Source organism: Thalassoroseus pseudoceratinae, assembly GCF_011634775.1.
Taxonomy (GTDB): domain Bacteria; phylum Planctomycetota; class Planctomycetia; order Planctomycetales; family Planctomycetaceae; genus Thalassoroseus; species Thalassoroseus pseudoceratinae.
In genome coordinates this window covers 832,692-858,447 of the sequence record NZ_JAALXT010000003.1, presented here as the reverse complement: position 1 = coordinate 858,447, position 25,756 = coordinate 832,692, and the positions used below count along the sequence as shown (strand labels likewise).

18 protein-coding genes are annotated in these 25,756 nt (G+C 54.7%); 9 read left to right on the top strand and 9 right to left on the bottom strand.

The features are described from left to right. Positions 1-5 precede the first annotated feature (5 nt). Positions 6-638, bottom strand: a complete 633-nt coding sequence (locus G6R38_RS13340) for a hypothetical protein (protein ID WP_166825970.1) — start codon at positions 636-638, stop codon at positions 6-8. 159 nt (positions 639-797) lie between these two features. On the opposite strand from G6R38_RS13340, the gene G6R38_RS13335 reads away from it, so the two are divergent. Beyond that, positions 798-3,401 (top strand): DUF1559 family PulG-like putative transporter, encoded by a 2,604-nt coding sequence (locus G6R38_RS13335; protein WP_166825967.1) that lies wholly within the window; start codon positions 798-800, stop codon positions 3,399-3,401. Next, a complete protein-coding gene (locus G6R38_RS13330; RefSeq protein WP_166825964.1) occupies positions 3,398-3,805 on the top strand; it encodes a VanZ family protein in 408 nt (135 codons plus the stop codon). Before G6R38_RS13335 ends, G6R38_RS13330 begins: the two co-directional genes overlap by 4 nt. A 15-nt stretch (positions 3,806-3,820) precedes the next feature. Here the strand turns inward: G6R38_RS13330 and G6R38_RS13325 are convergent, their stop codons facing one another. From G6R38_RS13325 to G6R38_RS13310, 4 genes are all read right to left on the bottom strand, one after another. Continuing rightward, entirely contained in the window at positions 3,821-4,207 is a 387-nt protein-coding gene (locus G6R38_RS13325) for a VOC family protein (protein ID WP_166825961.1), read from the bottom strand. Positions 4,208-4,222: 15 nt separating this feature from the next. Next, positions 4,223-4,900, bottom strand: a complete 678-nt coding sequence (gene trmB / locus G6R38_RS13320) for a tRNA (guanosine(46)-N7)-methyltransferase TrmB (RefSeq protein WP_240928188.1) — start codon at positions 4,898-4,900, stop codon at positions 4,223-4,225. 23 nt (positions 4,901-4,923) lie between these two features. Beyond that, positions 4,924-6,114 carry an outer membrane protein assembly factor BamB family protein gene (locus tag G6R38_RS13315; RefSeq protein WP_166825957.1) on the bottom strand — a complete coding sequence of 397 codons (1,191 nt, stop codon included), beginning with the start codon at positions 6,112-6,114 and terminating at the stop codon, positions 4,924-4,926. 90 nt (positions 6,115-6,204) lie between these two features. Beyond that, on the bottom strand, positions 6,205-7,347 hold the full coding sequence (locus G6R38_RS13310) for a HEAT repeat domain-containing protein (RefSeq protein ID WP_166825954.1): 1,143 nt from the start codon (positions 7,345-7,347) through the stop codon (positions 6,205-6,207). A 230-nt stretch (positions 7,348-7,577) separates the two neighbouring features. Here G6R38_RS13310 and G6R38_RS13305 point away from each other — a divergent pair, with 230 nt between their 5' ends. Beyond that, entirely contained in the window at positions 7,578-8,996 is a 1,419-nt protein-coding gene (locus G6R38_RS13305; RefSeq protein WP_166825951.1) for a GntP family permease, read from the top strand. An 83-nt stretch (positions 8,997-9,079) separates the two neighbouring features. Here G6R38_RS13305 and G6R38_RS13300 read toward each other — a convergent pair whose 3' ends face one another. Next, complete coding sequence (locus G6R38_RS13300; RefSeq protein ID WP_166825948.1) at positions 9,080-10,390, bottom strand: Trx7/PDZ domain-containing (seleno)protein; 1,311 nt, start codon at positions 10,388-10,390, stop codon at positions 9,080-9,082. Positions 10,391-10,652: 262 nt separating this feature from the next. On the opposite strand from G6R38_RS13300, the gene G6R38_RS13295 reads away from it, so the two are divergent. Further along, positions 10,653-11,444: a hypothetical protein gene (locus tag G6R38_RS13295; protein ID WP_166825945.1), complete on the top strand. Its 792-nt coding sequence runs from the start codon at positions 10,653-10,655 to the stop codon at positions 11,442-11,444. A gap of 29 nt (positions 11,445-11,473) precedes the next feature. Here the strand turns inward: G6R38_RS13295 and G6R38_RS28445 are convergent, their stop codons facing one another. Beyond that, the gene (locus G6R38_RS28445; protein WP_390881398.1) at positions 11,474-11,530 is read right to left on the bottom strand and encodes a zinc finger domain-containing protein; all 57 of its coding nucleotides are present in this window, start codon (positions 11,528-11,530) and stop codon (positions 11,474-11,476) included. 218 nt (positions 11,531-11,748) lie between these two features. Between G6R38_RS28445 and G6R38_RS13290 the strand changes: the two genes are divergently transcribed. The 5 genes from G6R38_RS13290 to G6R38_RS13270 all read left to right on the top strand — a co-directional run bounded on the left by G6R38_RS13290 (position 11,749) and on the right by G6R38_RS13270 (position 19,430). After that, the gene (locus tag G6R38_RS13290; protein WP_166825942.1) at positions 11,749-12,060 is read left to right on the top strand and encodes a co-chaperone GroES; all 312 of its coding nucleotides are present in this window, start codon (positions 11,749-11,751) and stop codon (positions 12,058-12,060) included. 84 nt (positions 12,061-12,144) lie between these two features. Beyond that, positions 12,145-13,764, top strand: coding sequence for a chaperonin GroEL (gene groL, locus G6R38_RS13285; protein ID WP_166825939.1), 1,620 nt, complete (start codon positions 12,145-12,147; stop codon positions 13,762-13,764). Positions 13,765-13,995: 231 nt separating this feature from the next. Continuing rightward, positions 13,996-14,532: a translation initiation factor IF-3 gene (gene infC, locus G6R38_RS13280; RefSeq protein WP_315852353.1), complete on the top strand. Its 537-nt coding sequence runs from the start codon at positions 13,996-13,998 to the stop codon at positions 14,530-14,532. A 255-nt stretch (positions 14,533-14,787) separates the two neighbouring features. Continuing rightward, positions 14,788-17,682, top strand: a complete 2,895-nt coding sequence (locus tag G6R38_RS13275) for a secretin N-terminal domain-containing protein (protein ID WP_166825937.1) — start codon at positions 14,788-14,790, stop codon at positions 17,680-17,682. A gap of 224 nt (positions 17,683-17,906) precedes the next feature. Further along, the gene (locus G6R38_RS13270) at positions 17,907-19,430 is read left to right on the top strand and encodes a trypsin-like peptidase domain-containing protein (protein ID WP_206028569.1); all 1,524 of its coding nucleotides are present in this window, start codon (positions 17,907-17,909) and stop codon (positions 19,428-19,430) included. Between the two features lie 89 nt (positions 19,431-19,519). Here G6R38_RS13270 and G6R38_RS28250 read toward each other — a convergent pair whose 3' ends face one another. Continuing rightward, entirely contained in the window at positions 19,520-24,292 is a 4,773-nt protein-coding gene (locus G6R38_RS28250) for a hypothetical protein (RefSeq protein ID WP_166825933.1), read from the bottom strand. A 303-nt stretch (positions 24,293-24,595) separates the two neighbouring features. Beyond that, the gene (locus G6R38_RS13260) at positions 24,596-25,741 is read right to left on the bottom strand and encodes a carboxylate-amine ligase (protein ID WP_166825931.1); all 1,146 of its coding nucleotides are present in this window, start codon (positions 25,739-25,741) and stop codon (positions 24,596-24,598) included. Positions 25,742-25,756 lie beyond the last annotated feature (15 nt).

The following is a 25,756-nucleotide window of genomic DNA, read 5'->3' as shown; positions in this document are numbered from 1 at the left end:
TGAGGTTACTCGTCTTCATCGTTTGGCATACGTGGCGTTAGCGTGATGTCCAAACCGATGAACGTTGTCCCAATTTCCCACTCGTCGCGGTTCCAGTCCGTGATGACCCGTTTGGCTTCGAGCCGGTCAAGCATTTGCTCGGTATACATCGGAACTTTGTCTTCGAATTCTTGGAGGAAGTTGAGTTTTCGCCCCAGCAAATTCAGCATGCCGCTGATGGCCCCGCCGCCGTTTTTGTTGATCAACTCCTTCCCCTCGGGCGAACCGGCGTCTGGTCCTTTGAAAGTGAGCGAAAACGACCGGGCCGTCTTTCCCACATTGGCGAAGATTCCGTCCCCCAAGCCGATGTAGTCCACATGCATGATCCGCACGGCACCGTCGTAGATTCGGGCCCCTTTGTAGATGTCGTCGAGATCGGTCTCGATGAAGTCCGACTTCAACGCCAAGTTGATCGCCTTATTGAGATTCTGCATCGCCTTTTTCTCGCCGAGTTCCACTGGCGAGATGGATAATTCCAGGTCGGCGATCCCACCGGCTTTCCGAGCCGTCACTGTCCCATCGCTTCCCGCAGGAACGGAGATCGCGAAATCGACGTCGTCCACGGACTCCGAACTATCCTGCGATTTTCGCTTAGGCATGGTCATTCCTCTATCTCTGCGAGTCAGTCAACGGGATGGGATTTTGCTGAAACAAAGTTTCATCGGATTGTACCACCGCACGAAAAATTCGCTATCATCGGCGACGTTGGAAATCCCTCTTCACCTGACGCATTCGCACGCAAGGACGGAGCATCGAACATGACGGGTCAACAAACACGAATCGCCTGGGCATTCCTCGCGGTGGCACTCATCGGATTGATCTGGAGTAGCACCGCCCCGTTTGCCCAGCAAACACAATCGTCCGATCGGCAAGAAGTTGCTGAGCCAGTTTCGCCGGAGACTCTCATCCCACAAGGCTCGGTCTTATTTGCTCAATGTGACGGCAGTGCGGCCCACCAGGACGTTCTAAAAGCCACCGCAGCTTACCGTGCCTTCGAAAAATCGGGGCTGTTGCCAACCGTGCGAAAAGCCGTTGTTGATGTGCTTCTCAGTGCAGGCCCGGCAGCTGGTCCGGTGCTGCGATCGCTTCGACAAGTGGAGCAGAACGGTTTGTCGTTTGGGGTTTCGCTTCCCAAACCCGGCCAACCACCGATTCCCAGTTTAACGATTGTCCTCCATCAAGCCGCCGACTTGGAGCGGTTAATCGGCCCGGCGATTCAGGGAGTCGCCGCTCAAGAGGGCATCGAATTTACGACACAAGAGATCGCCGGGCAGAAAGTCACGTCCGGCATCATTCCTGTGCCTGGCACACCGGGCGTTGAACTGGGTTGGTGGACGAAGGGAACACACCTTGTCATTGCTGCGGGTTTCGACGCCGTCCGACAAACCGCCGCTGTTTCCTCAGGCAACGCCGAGAATTTGCAATCTCATCCGTTGTGGAAGAAATTCGGCCGACGTCCGGAAACTTTCACCCGCACGAACTTGATGTGGTTCGAAGTCGACAAAGTGTTTCAGATGTTTTCCGGTTTCCCAATTCCGGAATCTGCTCCTGATAACAACGGTCAACCGCGTCGGGTCGGTGATTTGCTCGCGGTACTTGGTTTGGATGGTCTGGGGGCGATCGTTGTGCAATCGGGAATCGATGGTGAAGCCGTCTGGTCAGACCGGTTCATTGAGTATCGCGGACAGCCACGCGGATTGTTTGCATTGGGCCAAACGAAGGGCAAACTCACGCTTAGTGACATTCCCAAGCTGCCGGCCAATGTGACTCGCTTTCAAGCGGGTACGGCCGATTGGTCTGCGATGGCCGACGCGTCGACCAGAATGACGCGTGATCTGATCGAGTTCCTTCCAGACGAACCGAGACAGCAGTTCGAAGAATTCATCGAACAAGCCACCGATGGAATCGAATTCGATGTTCGACGTGACTTCCTCGATGGCCTAGGAGACAAGAGTTGCTTCTACCTTGACGACAACCAAGCGGCATTCAGCCAGGCATACACGTTCGCGTTTTCCTTGGAGAATCGTAAGACGGTTCAAACGGGCTTGCGAAAAATGCTCCGCGCGATCGCGGCGAGAATCCCCAACGGCGTGATGCGGCTGCGAGAAACCAAAGTCCGCGGCTACGAGATTATCGAAGTGACGATTGGTCTCACCCCCGGACAAGACTCGCCGCTAATGGCCTTCGCTGTGGGAGAAGATTGGCTCGTGGGTGGGAATCTCCCGCAAGCGGTGGAAGCGTTTTTATTGCGTCAGGAGGGAAAACTTCCCAGCTGGTCCGCGACGGACTTCCCTCCCCAGACAACGAAAAATCTTCCGAAAGAATTCGATGGGATGGTCGGTTTAGACGTGCGACCGGCATACCAAATTATAGCGAGCTTGCTGCCACCGGTGACCGGATTTATCAAGCTCGGGCTGCGAGAATCGGGGATGTTTCCGCGTGACGTGGAAATCCCGTTGGATGTCGTCGACCTGCCGCCCGCCGAACTCGTGGTTCACTCGCTATTCCCGACAATGACGACCGTCGAAAAAGTCGAGGGGGGCTACCGACAACTTTCCCGCGGAGCCGCCACCGACCCGACCGGTGTCGCGATTATCGGCGGCACCGCTGTCGGAATCGCGGTCTTGCTACCGGCTATCCAAGCAGCAAGAAACGCAGCGCGATTAGCGCAGTCGAGAAACAACCTTCAGAACCTTTCTCTGGCGACAATGAACTACGCCTCCACACATGATGAAGAACTGCCCCGTGGGACTTTGCCCAATGACGAACTTAGACCCACTCAACGGATGAGCTGGATCGTCAGCATTTTAACGTTTCTCGACCAAGAGGCCGTCTTCCGGAGTCTCAAACAGAAGGAAGCCTGGGACTCGGATGCCAACAAACCGTTCTCGGAAGTCCAGATCCCAACCTTGATCAACCCCGCCGCTAGCCCAACGGACGTGGTCGCACCCACGCATTACGTCGGAATTACCGGCTACGGCAAAGACTGCGAAACGCTTCCCGCTGGTCATGCACGGGCGGGGGTCTTTGGGTACGACCGCAAGGTTTCCTTGGATGACATCAGCACTGGCGACGGTACAAGCCAGACCTTGATGATCTCTGAAGCCAGCGAACCGTTCGGACCGTGGTCAGCGGGCGGGTCGGCGACGATTCGTGGGTTCAAGAAACAACCGTACGTGGATGGTCCTGACGGAATTGGCTCGCAGTTTGACCTCGTCTTCAATGCGGCATTCGCCGATGGCAGCGTGCAGGCATTGTCAAAAAGCATCGACCCAACCGTGCTCGAAGCCATGAGCACATATCAAGGAAACGACCCGGTCGACATGAATGAAATTCGACTTCTTCCACCCGAAAAACGATGAGCGAGACTAAGAAAACCCCGGACGCCATAGCGAAAAGTTATTGGCGTCCGGGGTGGCTGAAATGGGTCGTGCTGATCTACTGGATCGGTGTGTTCTCGCTCACGCACGTGCCGATGCCGGATACCCCCAGTTCTATCCCGCACGCCGACAAAATTGCCCACTTCGCGTTTTACACCGGGCTGTCATTTTTATTGGCAGCATGGCTTTCGGTCGGCGGTACAACTTCAGTGTTGAAGGTGTTTTTCGTTTGTGTGTCCTACGCCGCATTTGATGAACTTACGCAAATACCCATCCCCACCCGTTCCGGAGACTGGCGAGATTGGATTGCCGACGCGGTCGGAGCGATCGTCGGAATCGTGGCGTGGTCGTTCCTTAAGAAACGGTGGTTCAAACAATCCCGGTGAGACGACAGCACCGTTTCAGATCATGGATTTTCCACGGCGAACCAACTGAATTGGCACGCCCCAGGGGTCACGCAGCATCGACACTTCGTCTCCGCCACCGACGTCTTGCGGTTCGCGATACACCGACGCACCAGCATCTGCCAACCGCTTGGTATCGGCGGTGACATCATTCGACAGAAACGCCAGATGGAAGGCGAACGGATCGAGCCCGGCGTAGTCGGGCATGTCGGCATCCGGGTTGCGATAGATTTCGATCATCACGGTACCGCTGTCATCCGCCAGAAAGTGACCGTACGGCGGTTCCACTTGCTTTCGTTGGACGGTCAAACCGAGATGCGACACGTACCAACGGCCCATTTCGTTCGGTTCGGGAACGTTCAACGCCAGGTGTTCGAGTTTCATTATGATCGGCCTTCGTTATTCGTTGCTGACCAGTTGCCATTGGGCACGGTAAATGGGCAATCCGGCTTTCCGTTTTTTTCGTTCGTAGCTTGTGCGGTAATCCATATCGTGCTCGGGTGACTTTTCGACCGGCGTCGGCAAGTTCTGGAAACGAGTATCGTGATCGACGAGCGATGTGATCACGCCGAAATACTCTTCGACATCGGTCCAAGAATGCAGGAATCCGTTGGGCTTCAGCACCCGCACCGCCAAGTCGAGAAACTTGTCATTGAACACTCGCCGCGAGCGGTGTTTCCGTTTCCACCAGGGATCCGGAAAGTAAACGTGCACCGCATCAACAGAATGTGCTGGCACGTACTTCCGGAAGAAGGTTTCGACATCTCCGCCGACGATTCGGGCGTTGGGCTGCTCCCGTTTCTTCAAACGTTTCGCACCGCGACGCGCTTCCCGATAGTCGATTTCAACTCCGACATAGTTCACATCGGGATTGGCTTCGCTTGCGGTCACAACGAACAAACCGCGACCGCAACCGACATCAATCTCGACCGGGTTTTCGTTCTGGAAAACCGTCGGCCAACAGAGCGGATAATCGTAGTCGTAGAGCGTATGGAACCAGGGACTCAGATCCTCGCTCGGCGGTTGTTGCTGAGCAATCGCGGCACCCTCGTTTTGACTTTCTTCAGAGTTCGACAATTCTAATCACCAACTGTTTGAAACTATTTGATCTTCCAAAGATGCTCGTCACTTCGCACGAACACCGCATTCTGACTGATCGCGGGAGATGCGAGAAACGTTGCATCAAATTTCTTCTCAGAGACGACTTTGCCTCGTTTTTCACCAGGTTCGACAATTTGAGCATCACCGCGTTCGCCAAAGAAATACAGTTTGCCATCGGCCGCCACGGGAGTGGAGCTGAATGGTCCGCGGAGACGAAGTTGCCATTCCCGTTTGCCGGTTTCGATGTTTGCGCAAGTCAGTGCGCCACTCCGATTGACCGTGTAAATCCGCCCCTGATAGACGAGCGGACTTGGCGTGGACGGTGACAACCCACCTTCTTGCCAAGTGATCTCCGGAGCCGAACTAGCCGCAATTGGCCGCAGAGCTGTGATGCCGTTCGAGGGGACGTAGATGATGTCAGCAGAGACGACGGACGACGGAATCGTCGATGCCCCGTCCGTGTACTGCCAGACGGTCTCCCCTGTTTTCGGCTCGACTGCGGTCAATCCTTCTGAGGACTGTAATAAGACCAATGGCTTATCGGAGTCGGCCGCGTAGACGCAGGGGGAAGTCCAGTTGGCTTTCCGAGGACGGGCAATCTTCCATCGCTCTTCACCAGTTGTGGCATCGACGCCGACCGCGAACGCCTCGGCATCGCTTTCCACCTGGCAAACCACGGTGCCAGCCACGACAACTGGCGAAGACGACATCCCGAGGCTATTGCTCGCATTCGGGTAGTCGTAGGTCAAACCGCGATACCAAAGCAAGTTGCCTTCGAGATCCAAAGCGATCAGATCGTTGCTGGAAAAGAACGCATAGATGTGTTCGCCATCGCTGCACGGTGTTGGTGTGGCGTTGCACATCTTCTTGTGACTGCCCGTGCGACCGGTTGCCCAGAACTTGCGTTCCCAAAGTTGGTCGCCGGATTCTTGATCGAAACATAGCACGTGCAACTTGTCTTGTTGTGGTCCGCTACTGGCGGTCACGAAGACTTTCTCCCCCACCACAATTGGGCCGGACAAGCCTCGTCCCGGCAAGTCGACTTCCCAAGCGGATTCCTCAAGAGACGCGGGAGCCTTAGAGTCCTCCGCAACACCGTCGCCATCATTACCACGAAACTGCCGCCAATCGGCCTGAGCAATGGTCGCCGACCCAAGAACCAAGAGAGTCAATAATGTATGAAGTCGCATGGAGTTTTTCCTTTGCGGAAGTTTGCACTGATTGAGAGAACGAAGACAAAACGATTGAGTCAGCCCATTCTTGCGAGAGATCGACGGTCGTTATTGGGTATTCGACGACGGCAGAATCGCGCTACCGGCTCCATCGCTGACGCGGATTTGGAACTGATAGTTCTGTGCCCAGTCTTGCGTTTGTTCGTTCTGGCAAACCTTGAGAAGAATCACATTTCGACCGGCTTTGAAATTGGCTGGTACACGATATTGGTCCATGCGAGTGCTGCGATGGTATTCCTCGCGTGCGAATAGCTCTTCGCCGTTGACCCACAATTTCCAGGCGTTCGGCGTCCCGAGGCGAAGTTGTACGGTCTGAGGCGCATCGGATTGGAACTCCGTCACCGCGTAAATGCACGACCCTTTCCAATTCGTTAGGTCCTTGCGAATGTCGACGATGCCATAATCATCATCCGTAGACACGGCCTGCCATTTCACGGTCGGTTTGTCGTATTGCAAGTCGTATTCGGTGGGGTACTCAGCGTCGATATCAACTTGCTTTTCCGGTGGGTAGACCACATTGAATCCGTCGCCGCCTCGGTTCTCGAACGGCCCGACCACATTCCACTTCGTGAGAAACCCGAAGTGCTGTTGCAGATTGACGTCCACACCGAACTCTTTCAACGGTCCAACAATTTCCTCGACTTGATCACGATCGACAGCCCCGGAAAGCGCTTCTTGGTAAACTGTTTTCGCCTGTTCAGCGGATTTCTTGGGGTCGATCTCTTTCGCATCATTGATGCGAGCGGCGACCGAGATTCGGCGAAGCTCAGCACTTGGGTCTTGCAAAAATTCCGGAACGAGATCTTTCGCCGTTTCCGTGTCGACTCGCGCGACCAAGTCGTAGGCGAGACTCCGTGCCTGCGGGTTGTTTCGCTTGTTCTCGATGAACTCAACCAGCTTGGCTGTCGGCAGTGGTTGATCGTTCTTGATGGCTTTGTCGGCGATGGTTTCGACCGCACTACGGAGATAATTCGTCGCCAAGGGATTCGCGTCTTCAAACGCTTCGAGAATCGTTGGAATGACGGCTGGTTCTTGGTCGGCCAATTCGCGGAGTGCCTGCGACGCCGTAACGTTTCCGACCCCTTGCTTTTGCACGTTGCGAATTTGTTTCAAAAGCGTTGCGGTTTCGGCAGCGGAGACAACCGAACCGATGGCTAGCACGAAAATCGCCGCCAGACTCAATCTTTGCATGACTCTTCCAATTTACTCGGGGGGGCACGATCTCTACGTCGAGGCTTCGCATGGATTGTGAGGCATCACGCTTGAACCGTCGCATTCTATCAATCGCCTCTCCTAGTTTGAACTCTACCGCTGCGCTTGCGATCGGATAGTGTCTATGCGATGCTCGCACGCCCTTTCGCATGGATCGGGGCATTTCTCACACGCATTTCATCGACGAACTACACCTTGGAGCGTTTCCCATGTCTATTCCTCCGCTCGTCATCCTGGCGATCGGCATTGCCGTCGTTCTGGGCATGATTATTTGGCTGCGAATCAATGCCTTCCTCGCGTTACTGACCGCTGCAGTCACAGTGAGTTTGCTCGCTTGCATCAACCACCCCGAAGACTTTCCCGATTCCATCAGTCGCGTGGCGGAGGCTTTCGGGGGAGCGGCGGCAAACATTGGAATTGTCATTGGACTTGCTGCGGTCATCGGTCAATGCATGATGGACAGCGGAGCGGCGGACCGCATCGTGCGGGCATTTCTTCGGTTGCTTGGTGAGAAACGATCGCCATGGGCGTTGATGGGAAGTGGCTACGTGCTGGCGGTTCCCGTCTTCTTCGACACAGTTTTCTATCTGCTCGTTCCATTGGCTCGGTCGTTCTACAAACGGACGGGTAAGAACTACTTGCTGTGTATTCTGGCTATTGCTGCGGGTGGAGCGATTACTCACACGCTCGTCCCGCCGACCCCCGGACCATTGGTAATGGCAACCACATTGGGCGTCGATCTTGGTTTGATGATCGGCGTGGGAGCACTTGTCGCGTTACCGGCTGCGGTCATGGGCATCGCGTTCTCGCGTTGGCTGGACCGGCGAATGGACATTCCACTGCGAACACTCAGCGACGTCGAAGAACAAGAACCATTGCCTGACGAGCGATTGCCAGGGCTTTTTGTCTCGCTTCTTCCGGTGGTGCTGCCGGTGATTCTTATTGCCTGTCACACAATTGCCTCGACCTTGGCCAAGCCGAGTATTGCGTTGGCGGAGGCGAATGGAACTGACCCGGTCGGTTTCTGGTTCAACGCGACCTTTTACACTTCCGTTTTCGGAAATCCGAACTTCGCGCTTTTGGTCTCGACGGCCATTGCCATGTTGCTTGTGCTGAAAACACGCAAACCCTCACGAGACGAATTTGCCAAGTTGGTCGAAGTGGCTTTGATGAGCGCGGGCGTGATTATTCTGATCACCGCAGCAGGGGCCTCGTTCGGTGCAATGTTGAAAGCCGCGCAAATCGGGCCAGCCATTCAAGACCTGTTCGGCGGGTCAGACTCCGGAAGTTACGGGCTGTTGTTTCTCGGCTTCGGACTAGCCGCGTTGCTGAAAGTCGCTCAGGGTTCGAGTACGGCAGCGATGATTGTCGGTTCGAGCATGCTCGCCGCGATCGTGAGTGACACCGCATTGCCGTTTAATGCCGTCTACATCGCCACCTCGATCGGTGCGGGGTCGTTGATTGGCTCCTGGATGAACGACAGCGGGTTTTGGATCTTTGCGAAAATGGGCGGACTGACCGAGACGGAAGCGCTCAAGAGTTGGACCCCGTTGCTACTCGTCCTCGGCTTCACCAGCATGGCCATGACGCTGCTTCTCGCATCCGTCCTGCCACTCGCCGGAATGTAGGCTCAAAGCACAACTGCGTTCGTCTCAACAGAAAAAGCGTGTGCCACGAGTCAAAGGTGGCACACGCTTTTCCGTTTGACGGATTACTCAACCAGCGGGATTCTGATTTCCTTCTTTTTCCCATTACGAAGCACAGTGATCGGCAGAATGTCGCCGGGTTTTCGGTTCAGTTTCAGCCAGACTTGGAACTCCAAAGGCGAACGTTTGTTGGGCTCACCTTCGATTTCGGTGATCACATCGCCCACACGCAAACCTGCTGCAAATGCTTTCTTACCGCCATCGCGACTCTTGTTGATCCAACGGGCTTCAAGCGGAACCACGTCGTCTGCCAGACGTAGCCGGCGTTTTTTGGCGCCAGCGACTTCCGGCAGCCAGACGTTCAAGCGTGGCGGCAGCGAGTACAACGAACCTCGCCAAGAGATATCGTTTTTCTTCCAACCAGCTTTCAACGAGACGACGGTCTCGTTGTCGTCAGTGGTTTGAATCGCGACTTTCGTATCCTTGTTGGGTTTGTTGTGCAGCACCCATTGCATGTCGGCGATGGACGTAATGGCTTGGCCGTCCATGTGCGTGATGCTCTCCCCTTCTTTGAGGCCAGCCTTCGCCGCCGGAGAGTCCGCGATGACTTTGCCAATTTTCCGACCATCTTTGGCATCGATTTCGATCCCCAATTGATCCGGCAACGGCCAGCGCCACAGCATTTCATGCGAATACTGGCCCGTCGAAATCGCGTGAAAGTGTTCCGCGTCGTGAATGTTGTGGCAGTGGATGCAATTGTTCCGAGCCGTCTCCCCTCGATACCGTTCTTTCTGCGGCAGTCCAGGCATCTCGAGGGCGGTTTTGTAGGGCTTCTTTTCGCCCAGTTTCCCAACAAGTTCATCGCGATTGGCTGGGTAATTCTTGTGCAACTCCAGCACGCGTCGCATTGTGGTCTTTAATCCGACGAGCGAATTGTAAGCGTCGGCACCGGCGGCACTTTGAGTTCCGTACCGAGCATAGACCGTCCCGTCCGCATTGATGAACATCGCGGCCCAGTTGAGGTCGTAGTCGAACTGGAATTGCGAGAGGTCCACGCCCTTCATTTCCACCTGACGCACGGGAATGAACGCCGTCCGTGCCAGTTCCTCGACTTGTTCATTCCCGGCCGCGACTTCTGCATCGAATGCTTCACAGTCTTTGCAGGGTACACAGCGAAACGTTACGAAAAGCGGTTTGTTTTCACGCCGAGCGATCTCACGGGCTTTCGTCAAGTCGTTGTACACCCACCAGTCTTCCCCAGTTGCATGGGTATCTTTAATGGCGTCTTTGAGTTTTGCGGGATTGTCGGCGGCATCGACAAATCCAACCAGCGAACCGAATACACAGCAAATCGATAATATCAGCGGATGTTTCATGAGTACCAACCTTGAAGGGAATTGCAATTCGAACCGTCGTGAATGTTGCAGACGGTCCAGCCAGCGTTTGAAGATATACCTTGTCCATTTCCAATTGAGAATGCAATTCGATTTCTGGCAGGTCTTCTTTCCGATCGCTTGTCTGGCCGGCGACCAATAGCATGTTGCCAACGAAAACGACTCGCGGCGACGTGCAACGAGAACAATCCGCATTTTCGCCCTTGCCCTCGCGAACAGTCGATTGGTTGCCGATGTGGAAAATATGGCAGTACGATTTTGCATTCTATGGATTCTGATCATCTCGGGGTGCGGTGAGCAATCACTAGACTACACCGAAGTCAAACGCATCGATGAGCCAGTTTCGACCGAGGAACTGAAGTCGATCCTCGACATTGCGCGGAACCTACCGGAGGAGCGGCTGCCGAAACTGCCGGCCATCTACACCGATCCACCAACCTGGCCAGCCGAACGCACGTTGTCCGTGAAAGAATTGGTAGCCGAGGAACTTGAAACAATCCGACGCCACAGCGACATCGAGCAAATTGCGGAAGCGATCGGGTACAACCCCCGGTTAGATGCCCTGCTCCGCAAAGAACGCATGACCCGTGAACAATTCGTGGGGCTATTCGTCACGATCGGCGTCGCTATGAGTCGTTCGGCAATTGTGGACGAGCCGAACTATGAAGACCTCATCCGCAAAGGTCGGGCCGCTTTACGTTCACTCAAGGATGACCAGACGTCGTTCGCCACCTACTCGGAAGACCAGCAGTACTTCATCACGCAGCAGGCAAAATGGCTGACTCGGATCGATCGTGCCGAGAAACTCATCCAAGTTCCGCCCGAGAATGTGCAACTTGTCCAAGAACACAGCGATTTGCTGACCCCCATTTTCCCGATCGAACTCCAAAGCGACCCCTTGCGAGCGGTGATTAATCCAAGCGAGGAAATGGGCACGCCTTTTGAGGACATACCGAATTCCAACTTCGATCAGCGGATCGAGTGGTCGCAGGACAAAGCGATTCTCGGCAGCGATCGCCCGTTGACGCGTGAGTGAAGTGCTTACGCTAAGGCGGCGTGATTTGGTCAGGCGTATCCAGCGATTCCCTCGTCACGGATCTCTTGCCAGCACCTCTGACAAATTGACAGGCATCAATCATCGTTCTCGTCGATGACGGACACCCTGTCAGACGGAGATCCGCCGGCGGGATCCCGTAAACTGTTAAGCAGCATTGTATTACAACAACAATGCGATTCGGGCACGCCGTTCGCAGTGTGGGCCTCCGGTGGCGTTGTAGCGTGATTGCCGTCACCATCACTGGATCGAAGAATTGACAACGACAAGAAAAGGAGAGGTGTCGATGGCCAAGGCGTCATCCGCGACAAAAATCAAACTGGTGCCGCTAGGGGAGCGGGTTGTCGTCAAGCGAGCCGAAGCGGAAGAAACAACGGCAGGCGGAATTGTGCTGCCCGAATCCGCGAAGGACAAACCCCAACGTGGGGAAGTCGTCGCAGTCGGCGAAGGGTACACGAAAAGCGATGGCACGAAAGTCGCTTTGACCGTCAAAGAAGGTGACAAAGTCATCTTCAGTTCGTATGCAGGCGAAGAGATCGAAGTCGGCGACGACGTTCTCTTGCTGCTCCGCGAAGGCGACATCTTGTGTACTTTGTAGATCGTCGGTCGTTCGAGTTCATCGAACCTGATTGGCTTTCATTGCAACTTCTGACAACACACAATTTCAAACGGACAACGAATCATGGCGAAGATGATTGCATTTGATCAAGAGGCGCAAGAAGCAATGCGTCGCGGGATCAGTAAGTTGGCGAAAACCGTGCGAGTGACCCTCGGGCCACGCGGACGTAACGTGATTCTCGAAAAGAGCTTCGGCAGCCCAACCGTCACCAAAGACGGCGTGACCGTCGCCCGGGAAATCGAACTCAGCGATAAGTTCGAGGACATGGGCGCTCGAATGGTTCGCGAAGTGGCCAGCAAAACCAGCGACGTCGCCGGCGACGGAACCACCACGGCGACCATCATGGCCGAAGCCATCTACAACGAAGGCCTGAAAGCCGTTGTGGCCGGTGTCAGCCCGATCGAAATGAAACGCGGCATGGACCAAGCCGTGGCCGACATCACATCGAAACTTCAAGGCATGGCGATCGAGTGTCGCGATAAGAAGTCGATCGCTCAAGTCGGAACCGTGGCGGCCAATGGCGACGCCGAAATCGGCAAGAAACTCGCCGATGCCATGGAACAAGTCGGCAAAGATGGTGTGATCACCGTCGAAGAAGGCAAAGGCCTGGAGACCGACGTTGAACAAAAAGAGGGGATGCAGTTCGATCGCGGCTACCTTTCGCCGTACTTCGTGACCGATCCTCAATCGATGGCCTGCGAACTTGAAGATTGCTTCGTTCTCGTTCACGAGAAGAAGATCAGCAACATCAAGGACCTCGTGCCAGTTCTCGAAAAGGTTGTGCAAGCTGGCAAGCCTTTGTTGATCATTGCTGAAGACGTTGAAGGCGAAGCCCTCGCAACGTTGGTGATCAACAAACTCCGCGGCACATTCAAAATCGCCGCTGTGAAAGCTCCTGGCTACGGCGACCGTCGTAAAGCCATGTTGCAAGACATCGCCATCATGGTTGGCGGAACCGCTGTCTTCGACGACCTCGGCATCAAGCTCGAAAATCTCGAACTCACCGACCTCGGCCGGGCGAAGAAAGTTGTTGTCGACAAAGACAACACGACGATCATCGAAGGCTCCGGCGAAACCGATGATATTCGTGCTCGAATCGCTCAAATCCGACGTGAGTTGGAAAACTCCTCCAGCGACTACGATCGCGAAAAGCTGGAAGAGCGAATCGCGAAACTCTCCGGTGGTGTGGCCCAGGTCAATGTGGGAGCCGCAACCGAGAGCGAAATGAAAGAGAAGAAAGCTCGCGTCGAAGACGCACTGCACGCAACCCGTGCTGCCGTCGAAGAAGGCATTCTCCCCGGTGGTGGCGTCGCCTTGTTGCGTGCTTCTTCCTCGGTGAAGCCCCGTGGTCTTTCTCACGATGCCAAAACCGGCTACGACATCATCGTCCGCGCTTGCCGGGCCCCGATCACGCAAATCAGCAACAACGCCGGCAAAGACGGCAGCGTGATCTGTGAGAAAGTCTTGGAAAACAGCGAAAACGCCAACTACGGCTACAACGCTGCTGACGACAAGTTCGAAGACATGGTGAAAGCCGGCGTCATCGATCCTGCGAAAGTCACCCGTACCGCACTGCAAAACTCCGCGAGTGTCTCGACGTTGCTGCTGACCAGCGATGCGTTGATCGCTGAGAAATCGAAAGACGATAAAGGTGGTGCAGACGACGATTCCGACCTGTACTAGACCAATCTTTGGTTAATAGTTAACAGATTCACGAACCGGCGTCGTCCTCGATGCCGGTTCGTTTTTCGTACCTCGCCATGAAAAAACTCGAGAATTTTCAAAAAAATTGCGAATTCCTGCAAATTCGTCTGAACATTCTTCGCGTTTTTCCAATAAGATAATGGTTGTTCGTCAGTAAAAAGTGATCACGACGAGCTTTATGGATTTGGTGAACATTCTCATCACAGCTAAATCCAAACCTCAAAAACTCAATTAAGGAGACCAACAATTCCGCAACAACAGCAGCGTGTGAACGAGCAAATCCGCTTGACTCCAATTCGTGTCGTCGATCAAGACGGAAATATGCTCGGTGAAATGGCAACGAAGGATGCCTTGACAATGGCCCGGGAAGTTGGGCTAGATCTCGTCGAAGTTGGTTCTAACGCCAGACCACCAGTTTGCCGAATCATGGATTACGGCAAAGTCCAGTACGAGAAAAAGAAGAAATCAAATACAAAGACACACCGCACGCAACTGAAGCAAATCCGGTTGCGGCCCAAGATCGGCGGACACGATCTCGAAGTGAAAGTTAACCGAGCTCGGAAGTTCCTGGAAAAACACGATAAGGTCAAAATCAACGTGTTGTTCCGCGGACGTGAAAACGCCCACCGTGATTTAGGGCGGGAAATGCTCGACGAGATCATCAATACGCTCGAGGATATCGCCAGTGTCGAGAAACCACCTGGCATGGAGGGACGCATGATGAGTGCCGTCCTCGCTCCACGCTAAATTTCTCCACTGACAATTCGCTGCCAGACTCGAAAGCTCCGCCAATCAAAATTGGTGGAGCTTTTTTGCGTGAATTCGTTCCTCGCCCGTCAATGAATACAGACGACCGGTCGGGTTTGTTTCTTAAAAACAAGGATTTTCAGGAGTTTCGGGGAACAAATACCGTGGGTCCGTTGGTCTAATGGAATTGAGATCATCTAAACGATTGTTCTCTCGACCGATCTCGATCTGTGATCTATTCAACATGCGGGGAAAATGGTGTACGCTCGAACCATTCGCGTTGCGTTGTACCTTTGTTGCACCGTCACCATCTGCCTGAGTTCTCTACACGCTCAGGAGAAACGGATCGCGAATTCGCCCAAAGCAGCTCCACCGCAGACGCCAGCGAAGACGCAATCCAAGCCCACGCCGAAACCGGGGGCGAGTCAGAACAAGCCGCCCGCGAACGGCGAATCGCCGAAGAACAACGAAAAGACATCGGACGCGACACCGAAGATCATTCGTCGCACCGAAATCTCGGCACCGAAGGCGGACCCACGGGAATTAGAGGTCCAACCGGATTCAGAAGGGAAAGTTTCGTTCAACTTCCAAGGACAACCTTGGCGACCGGTTTTGCTTTGGTTGGCGCGAATCTCTGATCTCAGTCTCGATTGGCAAGAGCTTCCCGGCGATCACTTGAACCTCCGAACGCAACGCGATTACACAATCGCGGAAGCACGAGACTTGATCAATCGGCATCTCCTCGCCCGCGGATTCACACTGTTGCAACAAGGCGAAGTGCTCTCGGTGGCCAATCTCAAGAAATTAGATCCGAGTCTGGTCCCCTACGTCCCGGTTACCGAACTCAAAAACCACTTGCCGCATGAGTTCGTCAAAAGCACGTTTCCCCTGGAATGGCTGACAGCAGAAGCAGCCGTCTCAGAGTTCAAGCCGCTCCTGAGCCCGAATGGTCAATTGATCAAACTCGAAGCCACAAACCGTGTATTGGCCATGGACGCCGTCGTCAATTTGCGGCAGATGGCGGGATTACTTCAAGAAGAGCAAGCTGGACGCGGGCAGCAACGCCAAGTTCGGTCGTTCACGCTGAAACATATGCGTGCCGATGTGGTGAAGACGCAGTTGGAAGGGTTTCTGGGTATCGCCGAGAAAAAGCCCGCCGGGCCGTTAACGCCGCAGCAGCAACAGCAGATGATGATGGCCCAACAACAGCGGCAGCAACAAGGCGCAAAGCCAACGCCTCCGGAGAAACCAGAGATATCTCTGCTAGTTAACTCCCGAGAAAATGCCATCATTGTGTCGGCTCCACCGGACAAAATGGCGGTCATCGCGGAAACGATCGATATGCTTGACGTCCCGTCGGCCAACAATCGGAACCTGCTCCGAAACATGAACCGCATGCAGGTTTATCGCTTGGCCCAACTCGATCCGGAACCACTTGTTAAAGTCTTGACCGAACTCGGCGACCTCGATCCACAAACTCGTTTGGAGGTCGATACCGACAATCGGTCGATCTATGCATACGCAAGTCTCGCGGATCATGTCACAATTCGCAGTCTGATCGATAAACTCGATGGAACGGGGCGGCGGTTCGATGTCATCCGCCTGCGTCGTTTGGAAGCGGACTACGTCGCTGGCACCATCCGGTTTATGATGGGAGGGAAAGGCGAGGAAGACGAGAACCAACGCAACCCCTATCGCTTCTTTGGCTACTCCCGATATGGCTTCGGTCAGGAAGAGAAGAAAGACGATGGTGAGTTTCGTGTCGATGCGGACGTTCGCAACAATCGTCTTCTCCTTTGGGCAAACGACGTCGAAATGGATGAAGTCCGCAATTTGCTGATGAAGTTGGGCGAGATTCCATCCAAGGACGGTGATCGTCGGCCGGTCCGAGTTCTCGACGTGTCGCCGGAAGAATCGGAAGAATTGTTTCGCCGGTTGAAGAGTGTCTGGCCATCGGTTCGTGAAAATCCGCTGCAATTCGATACGCCATCGAAAGAGGGAAAACCAACAACAAGCAGTCCGATGGAAACCGGTGGTTCCTCGGTCAAAACCGATTCGTCAAAACGTTTGCTGCAACCGATCGGCATTTCTCAGACCGAGGAGTATCGTCAAAATCATCAACCGATTGCCCAGTTGGACCAAGAGCTTGAGCAGGAATTTCGTCCGAAGCAATTTCAGAAATCCTCTGGTGACGCACCAGTGCGAATCTATCAATCGCCTGATGGAAATCTCTTGATCGGTTCGCAAGACACGCGTGCCCTCGATGATTTGGAGGACTTGATCAGCGATCTCAAGCCAGAACGCGCGAGTTACCATGTCTTCCATCTCAAACACCATAATACCTGGGCTTATGAAGTCGCGTTGAACCTGGAGGAGTTCTTCGAAGTTGAGGAGGAATCGTCCTCAGGAATGAGCTACAGCCCGTATTTCGGATTCCATCCCAGCAATAAAAAAGACACGCCACCGCCCTCGCTCTCACAGCGTCGAGCGTTGAAATTCATCCCGGATTCTGATTCCCACACCATTTTGGTGCTTGGTGCCGACAAGAAACAGTTGAAGACAATTCAGGAGTTGATCGACATTTACGATCAACCCGATTCTCAAGAATCGGCATCGGTACGTCGCACGAAACTTTTCTACCTGAAATATGCCGAAGCGGAGATTGTCGCAGCCGCGATTAAGGATGTGTATCGCGATCTTCTGAGCTCGAATGACCAAGCGTTTCAGGCACAAAATCAAGGCAAGGGCGAGCAACGTCCGGCCGAGCGAAGTTACACCTACATTTTCGGTGGTGAGAATGGGGATGAACAACCCGAGCCCCCAATTAAGTTTAAGGGGTTGCTGTCCATTGGAATCGACAAGAAGTCGAACACGTTGGTGATCTCAGCATCGGGCGGTTTGCTGGATAGTATTGGTCAACTTGTCGAGCAACTCGATCAAGCCGCGATGTCAAACGCAATCGTGCGTGTCGTGCCACTCGATCCCACAGTCGACACGTCGTTGCTGCACGATCATCTTCAGAAGATGCTGGAGAGCAGACGCAAAAACGATCCCGAAGCCGCACGTCCCGACCGCCCTGATGGTGCAAAGCCCGAGAACCAACCAAACGGAAACAATCGAAAACCGAACGGCAATCGGCGACAAAACTGACCATGAGTCTTGGTAAATTGTAGCAACGCGGTTTCGCCCGATCCCTCCGCTATTTTCACCAGCACGCACAACCCCACAACTCCAATCGCGGAAATTCGTCCGTCCGTGATTCTCAGCCGACCTTGCGACACGGCGCGGCTATGCTTTTTGCAACCCACGTTGGATGACCAACCTTCGGGACGGTATCGAAACGTGTTTGCAATGGTTTAGCTGGAGGGTGTGCAGTGGTATCTCGGCGATGGACGATCCTGTGTGTCGGCGTTTGCGTGAGTCTTCTCACGTGTCTGGGCTTGAGCTGGCTGGGTTTTAACCCCAACTCTGAGGCGGAAGCTCAACAAAGCTACGGATACAACCCGGCTGAACGACAGTATCAGGAACTCGCTCACACAAGCGACCCGTTGATCATCGGCGGCCATCGATTAGCCAAGGTCGCCAAGTTGGTGATGCCGAGTGTCGTCCATATTCAAAGCGTTCGATCGGGCGAACGGGGTGGGCAGGTCGAAGAAACGGGCTCTGGGGTTATCCTGTCCGATCCCAATGTTTCTGGACTGTTCATTGTTACGAATCGGCATGTCGTCGCCGAAGCAAAGCCATCCAGTATCTCGGTGCATCTCCATGACGGCCGTGTCATTGTGCCATCAAGGGTATGGACGGATGAAGCCACCGATATCGCGGTAATGCTCATTGATATCACCGATGTCGAACCCGCTCGTTGGGGGAATAGTGATGAACTCGAGATCGGTCACATGGTTCTCGCAGTCGGCAGCCCGTTTGGGTTGAGCCAGTCGATTACCTTGGGGATCGTGAGCGCGAAAAGTCGCCGAGCTCTCAAACTGGGCGAGGGGAGTTCCGTTCTCAACCAAGACTTCCTACAAACCGATGCTGCGATTAACCCAGGCAACAGCGGGGGCCCATTAATTGACCTCAATGGAAAGGTCATCGCAATCAATACCGCCATCGCGTCAAGCAGCGGAGGCAATGATGGAATCGGGTTCAGCATCCCGATCAACCTCGCTCGAAAAGTGACCGATCAACTGTTGCAATACGGACGCGTGCGGCGGGCTTACCTCGGCGTCAAACTCGATCCCAATTTCGATTCCGAAGCTGCGAGACGTCTGAAAGTGGGCCGGATTCGTGGAGCCAGGGTGCTGGAAGTGTATCCAAACACTCCCGCTGCTCAGGCTCGATTGCGGTTTGACGATGTGATCTTGAAGGTCGGCGGGACAATCGTCCAAGACGAGAACCATCTCATCAACCTGGTGAGCCTAACGCCAATTGGGCAACGGCTGCAAATGGAGATTATCCGAAACGGTCAGAACCAAACCGTCGAGGTGCTGCTGGCGGATCGCGATGAACTTTCCAAACGGTCAACGCAGCCAGCTTCGAATCGGACCCGAACCCAATCTCGACCGACAGTGCGTCCGCAGAGTCTCCGTCTCTACCGCCTCGGGCCGGCGATCAGTGAGCAAATCGGTTTCGGCGAGACCGCTCGTGGATTGATGGTCATGCAGATTGACAACCGCCACCCCCTGGCAAAGGAACTTCGGTTGTACGATGTGATTGTCGAGGCCGCTCGCACTCCCGTTTCGAGTTTGACTGACTGGGACCGAGCGTTGGAATCGAATGCCGACAAGGAGATTCTTCTCAAAGTCCAGCGGGCCAACGGAGGAATCATCGAGGAGCGTTTGCTTCTTTGGGATACCGATGCGTCCCAGCGGGACTTGGCACCAACCGGGATTGACCTGTAACCCAGAATGTCAGATCAAAAAAAAAAAAAAAAACGGCGGCTGAAGGAAGTTGAATTCCCTCAGCCGCCGTTGCGGTTCATTCGTTTCGTTTAGAAGTCTTGAGGAACCCCAATCAGAAGTTCTTCTTCTTCTTCCTGAATGATGATTCGTGGTGTCACCATCATCATCAGGCTTTCCGTTTCACGACCAACCCCGGTGTTCTTGAACAGTCGGCTAATGTAGGGAAGCTTGTTCAAGATCGGGACACCAGCCATGTTTCGGCCTTCCCGCAGTCGTTTCACACCACCGAGGAGGACGGTACCACCATCAGGCACGCTAACGGTTGTGGTCACGTTCACGGTTTCGACAACCGGTTGTTGAATCGTCAAAGTTCCGGTTCCTGCTCCACCGATGCCGGTGTTGCCTTGGTTACCACCTTGACCAACGTTACCGCCGACCTGGCCGCCAATCTGGCCACCGCCTTGACCGCCAATCTGGCCGCCGATGGCTCCACCACCGGCAATCCCGCCGATTCCGCCAGCACCGAATTGGGCTCCGAGTTGCGATGGCAGCCCCATCAGGAGATTCGTCCCGGACAGTGGACCACCACCGATCCCGCCGATCCCCAGCTGTCCGCCACCAATTTGGCCGCCAGCTTGACCGCCGATCTGACCACCAACCTGGCCACCGATTTGGCCGCCAGCACCGAGCTGACCGCCACCTTGGCCGATGCCCAACTGACCGCCGCCCGCCGTTCCGACGTTAGCAGCACCGTTACCAGTTCCCGCACCACCGGCACCACCGGCGAAGGAGAAGGTAAAGACGTCCGTCAAGTTCGAGAACACAGGGTTCACGGTGAGTCGCACGAATCGTCGGTCAGCAGAAACCACAGCCGAAACTTGCAGGGTTGTCCCTTCACGTACCACAGTGATCTGCGGTGTGAAGCCAACCGAGAAGAAGCCAACGGTCGGAATCAAACTGGTCACGAATGGACGGTCAACCGAACTACTCACAGTTGCGGACTGCCCGTTGAACAGCGTGACTTTCGGAGCAAACATGATGTTCGTTCGCTCGTCAACTTGAGCCGCTCGGATGAAGAAGAAGGCTTCGATGTCGGTCAGGATGGCGAAACCAACTTCGATCCCCGCTTGTGGGTTGAAGTTCCCGAAGTCGGGAGCCCCCAAGTCGAATGATCCCTGTTGGAAACCGATGTCCAAGTCCGGTGTGAACCCGCCTTGCCCATCGATCCCGGCAACCGTTCCGTTCTTCGGATAGTCGTCCAATGCTGGCACAGCCACGTCCGTTGGCGTATCGAACCGGGTTCCCTGTAGAGTATTCGCGAGGTTCCCGCCGGTCGTGGTGTTGTTCCCTTGGTTGTTATTCCCTTGGTTATTGTTGCCCTGGTTGTTCTGGTTCTGACCGGTCGTTCCAGCGTTACCAGTTCGAGTCCCAAACGCTGGCAGCCCGACGGTGTCCCCTTCGACGTTGTCTTGCACGTTGAAGTCAAAGTCGACACCGATCTGTTCCGCAAACCGGTCAGCGACGGTGATGAAGCGAACTTCCACGGTCACTTGCAGGTCTTGGAGACGACGCAACTGTTCGAGCAAGTCCCGAATTTCCTCGTGGACGGCTTGAGTCTGCCGAACGACGAGACTCAACGTGGTTTCGAACGATCGGATGTTTCCACCACCGGCGGTTTCTGCCCATGATCCTGGTTCAATCGTCGAGATGATGAGGTCGGTCAGCGTATCGAAGTCGAACGCTGAAGCTCCGCCCGCCATCTGACCAGCTCCGTTCGGATTGGCCCATGGATTGAAGCTTGCTCCGCCGATTTGGTCGCCCACCTGGAACTGACCACCACCGACCGGTTGCAACGCACCAGCGGGAGGAATGTTGTAGTTGCCAGCACCGTTCCAGTTCGGTCCGGTGGTCGCGACACCGGAAATCCCCGCGAGAGGACCAGACGGTGTGGAGTTTGGAATCGGCACGACCAAGTCTGCGACCGGGTAGGTGCGGACTTCCAGTTTCCCTTGAGCACGAATTTCACTGGTGATTTTGAGAACTTCGTCCTCGATCAAGTAGGCCAAGTGACGTCCGTTGAGCATCAAGTTCAACGCACTTCGCAGCATGATGCCGTCCACATGAATCGTGACCGGCGTGTCAGACATTACGCCCTCTTCTTCCAGACCCAAGTCATCAACAACGATGTTGACACCGGTGGTCGTGGCGATGTGAGCCAAGACTTCTCGGATTGGCACATTGTCGAAGTGGAGCGAAATCGGTCGTTGCAAGCTGCGTTCGATTTGCTTTTCTTGCTCGGTTTTGATGCGGTTGTCCGCACTACCGTATTTGCTGCGTCGTTTCGAGAGTTCTTCCCAGTTCTTCGGGAAGGCAATCGAATCGCCCGCAACCGGGTTGATCATCGACTCTTCAACTTTGTTCAAAGCCGTCCAGCTTGATTCGTCCACCGCGTCGCGAATTTCCATGTTCGCGGCACTTCGACGAGCAATCTTGGCTTTGAATGCCATTGTAACGGTGACGGGATTTTCGGGGTCGAGCACTTGAGCTTGTTTCGCGAGCACTTCGGCTTCGGCGAATCGACGTTGTTTGAAGAGTTCGTTGTACTCCTCAACCAAAGCGGCCAACTCTTGCTCGACGCGAATCTTGTGCCCCATCTCGGTGCGGATTTTTTCTTGCACCTGACGGTTCTGTTCTTCCAAGGCCAAGATCGGAGCCCGTTGCTTTTGGTACTCTTCGATATCAGCCCGGCTTTGTCGCAACTGACGCAGCAATGGTTTCACCTGTTCGGGTGAAAGTTCCGTGCTTGCACAACTTGTGGTCGCTCGGTCGATGACTTCCAACGCTTTGGTCGAGTCTTTCTCACGGAGTCGGTCCGCCTTGAAGACTGCGTTCATCACTTCCGAACGAAGTTTGTCGTAGCGGATGGCCAACTCTTGCTGAGCGGCATCCAGTTCCGGCGTGGCTTCGGTTCCTGGACCAATTCGTTTGCCTTCACCGAATTCCGCACTCACTTGGCGAATCTCGCCATTCGATTCCGAAGACTTGCTCTTCGCGTGCGACCGCAATGCTTGCAGCATGTCTTGCAGCGTTTGCGACCGCCATGGATCCATTTGCTGACCGGTGCGGTAGCAACTGAGGAAGGCATCGTAGGCTTCGGAAGTGTCGCCGTCGTTGAAGTGCTTCATCCCGCGATCAAACAACGCCACAGCAGACACACCCGAGGGTTGAACCACGGCTTGTGCAACTTGGGAATCAATCGTTTCATCCAGCTTCGTTGTCGGAACTGGCACGACAGGAACACCGTTTGGCAGACTTGTCGTCGGACTTGGTTTGCTGTCAGCGACTTCAACTGACTTTGGTTTTGTTTCGGCGGGAGCCGTCTTGCCATCCTGTGATTTAAACGGATCGTTGCTGGCAAACGGATTGTCCACGACTTGCTTCGGAGTTGGACTAGCAGCAGGTGTCGTGGATGCTTGCAAGAACTTTCGATTCTCGACATAGCGAGCAACGGTGTCCGGCGTTTCGTCGAAAGGATCGAAGGTCACGTCGAGTTTGCGAGCCGCTGCGATTTTGGCATCGGCGGTTGCAAAGTCACCTGACTGAGCAGCTTTCCGTGCATCGCCGAGCAACTCACGAGCTTGCTTCCGATTTGCATCGGCCTGCGGATCAACTGCCGGCGTCGCTGGTTTCGATGCCAGATTGTTGGCTTCGAGCAATTTGATCTGAGCGAGAATTTCGAACGGTTGAACATCAAACCGATCGTAAGCCACGTCAAGCCGTTCGGCCTGTTGAGCTTTCTCACGAGCGGAGTCATACCGGCCGGCCACGATGTCTTGTTGAGCCGACGTCAGGAGCTGAGCGGCTTGTTGCTTCTTCGCTGCGACTTGCGGATCGCGTTGCAGCGAAGCGGTTTGCTTCGGTGCTTCCTTGGCCGGAGTCTTTGCTCCGAACGGATTCGCTTCTTGAGCTGGCTTCTCTTGCTTTGCCAGAATCGCTGTGGTGGCCGATTCTTGACCGATCAACTTGAGAAGTTGCTCCGGCGATTCCTCGAACAGCGTGTAGGAAGCATTCAGGTTCTTGGCTTCGATCGCGTAAGCACGAGCTTGACCGACGTCGCCCCGATCGTACGCCGTGCGTGCCGACTTCATCAGTGCCAATGCTCGTTCTTTTGGAGTCGCATTCGGCTTCGTTTCCATCGGCTTCGTTTCCATTGCGGGAAATTCAGCCGCCGCTGCTGACGAGGTTGGGTTTGGCTCAGGCAACGTTTGGACGGTCATCCGGGAAAACGGATCGTTGTTGTCCTTGGTCACCGGACGAGCAACTGGGCGTCGCTGTGGAGCCGGCAAGCCACGAAGTTGAGCGATAAATTCATCAGGAGTCGCCTGATTCGGAGCAAAATCGACTTGGTGACGTCGAGCCAATGTCGCTGCCGAGTTAGCAAATCGCAATGCTGTGCTCTTGCGTCCCTGACGAGCGGCCAGTTCAGCCCGACTCATCAAGGCTTGGATTTGTTGGGCAACTTTGGGATCGATTCCCGATCCACCGTTGCTCAACTTCTCCTGAGCTTGCTTGAGATGGTTTTGCAAATCTTGCTGTTCGAACCGGTTCAGTTCGCCACGAGCCGATTCTGCGGCCTTGAACAAGCGAGCCGCCTCGGCGTAGCGTCCGGCGTTGAATTGCTGCGTTCCGGCGGACAGCAACTCTCGAGCTGTCGGCCCGGCGGTCGATCCTTGTGACGTTTCCGCTTGAGGAAATGCTTCCTCCCGAGCGGATGCCAGTTTCGTGGGTTGATCAGTGGTGGCCAGCCAAACGGCCACACCGACAACCGCAGTACACGTTAACAGTCCGATGAGCTTGCCCAACGCTAGGTTCCTCCTGAAGCCTTGATTCGCAGATGTCGACTCGACTTCCTTGCCGCGTCGGCTAGGACTGATGCACGCCCAAGCGTGTCGTTCCCAGCAACCGTTTTCGATAGCTCGACAATACGTCACAACAATTGGGATCGTTCAATCGCCGCGATTGAATCGACCACTTCCGGGCGCTAGATGTCCGCCAAGAAAGGTTGCGGATAGATAGGTGATGCCAAGAAATGGGTCAACCCCGATTTTTCGGGAATCGCCCTGTTTTCGCATTAGAGGCACCGGCGACTCTACACGGAGCCGCAACTACAACTCGAATTGCCGCCAATCGTTTCGGTTGATCATCTCCTGCACAACTCGACGTAGTCGCTCATCGTCGGCCGCGTCGACATGTGTATCGAAGATATGAAGTTGCTGCCGACTGCCGGTTTCGTGCGGCAACTGCTCCGCCCACCCCAGCTCTTCAACGCAGTTCAACTCCTCGGCAATCGGCTGAAGGTATTCAACTAGAGAGTTCGTGGTTTCCTCGACCGAGCGTTGTTTATAGTTGTCGCTGTCGACCAATTGAGCATCGCTTCCGTAGCGTGTGGCTCGCCATTTGTTTTGTTGAACCATCATGGGATGGTATTCGGCGAAGTACGTTCCCTCGTCGATTTGCCGATCAATCGCCGTGACCAAACACTGCACCAACGCCGTCAGAGCGAGCACCTGTTGCAGGTTTGCCGGGACATCACACACGCGGATTTCCACGGTCCCAAAGTTGTGGTGCGGACGGATGTCCCACCAAATTTCGCGGATCGTGTTGATGAATCCGGTATCCATTAAGTGATTGATCAACCAAACGTATTCGCTCCAATTCCGCATTTGGTGCGGCAACCCTGCGGTCGGCAAATCTTCCATGATCTTGGATCGGCTCGATGCCAACCCCGTACGTCGACCGTTCCAGAATGGTGAGTTCGATGAAAGCGCGAGCAGGAGCGGCAAATGTCGGAGCATCCGGTCGCAAATCATCACGGCTTTGTCACCGGAATCGACACCGATGTGCACGTGCAATCCAAACGTCACCAGACGTCGGGCGACATCTTGCATAAGATCGACCAGCAGAAAATACCGGTCATTCACCGTTATCGCTTGGTCTTCCCACCGCGAAAACGGATGGGTCGCTGCCCAAAGCAGTTTCAGTCCTTCCGCATCGGTGACCTTTTCCAACTCTTCGAGTGTGTGGCTGAGATCACGCCCGACGTCCCGTACGGTGTTGCAAACCCCGGTATTGATTTCGAGATAACTCTGCATCAATTCAGGTTTCACAGTCTGATGCAGTTCCTTCGGCAGACGCCCGAGTACCGCTTCGATTGCCGGTCGCAATGCGTAAGACGTCTCGTCGACTAACTGAAGCTCGATCTCGACACCGATTGACGGACGATCATTGTGGGTGAACCGCAGCACGGACATAGACAACTCCAAGAA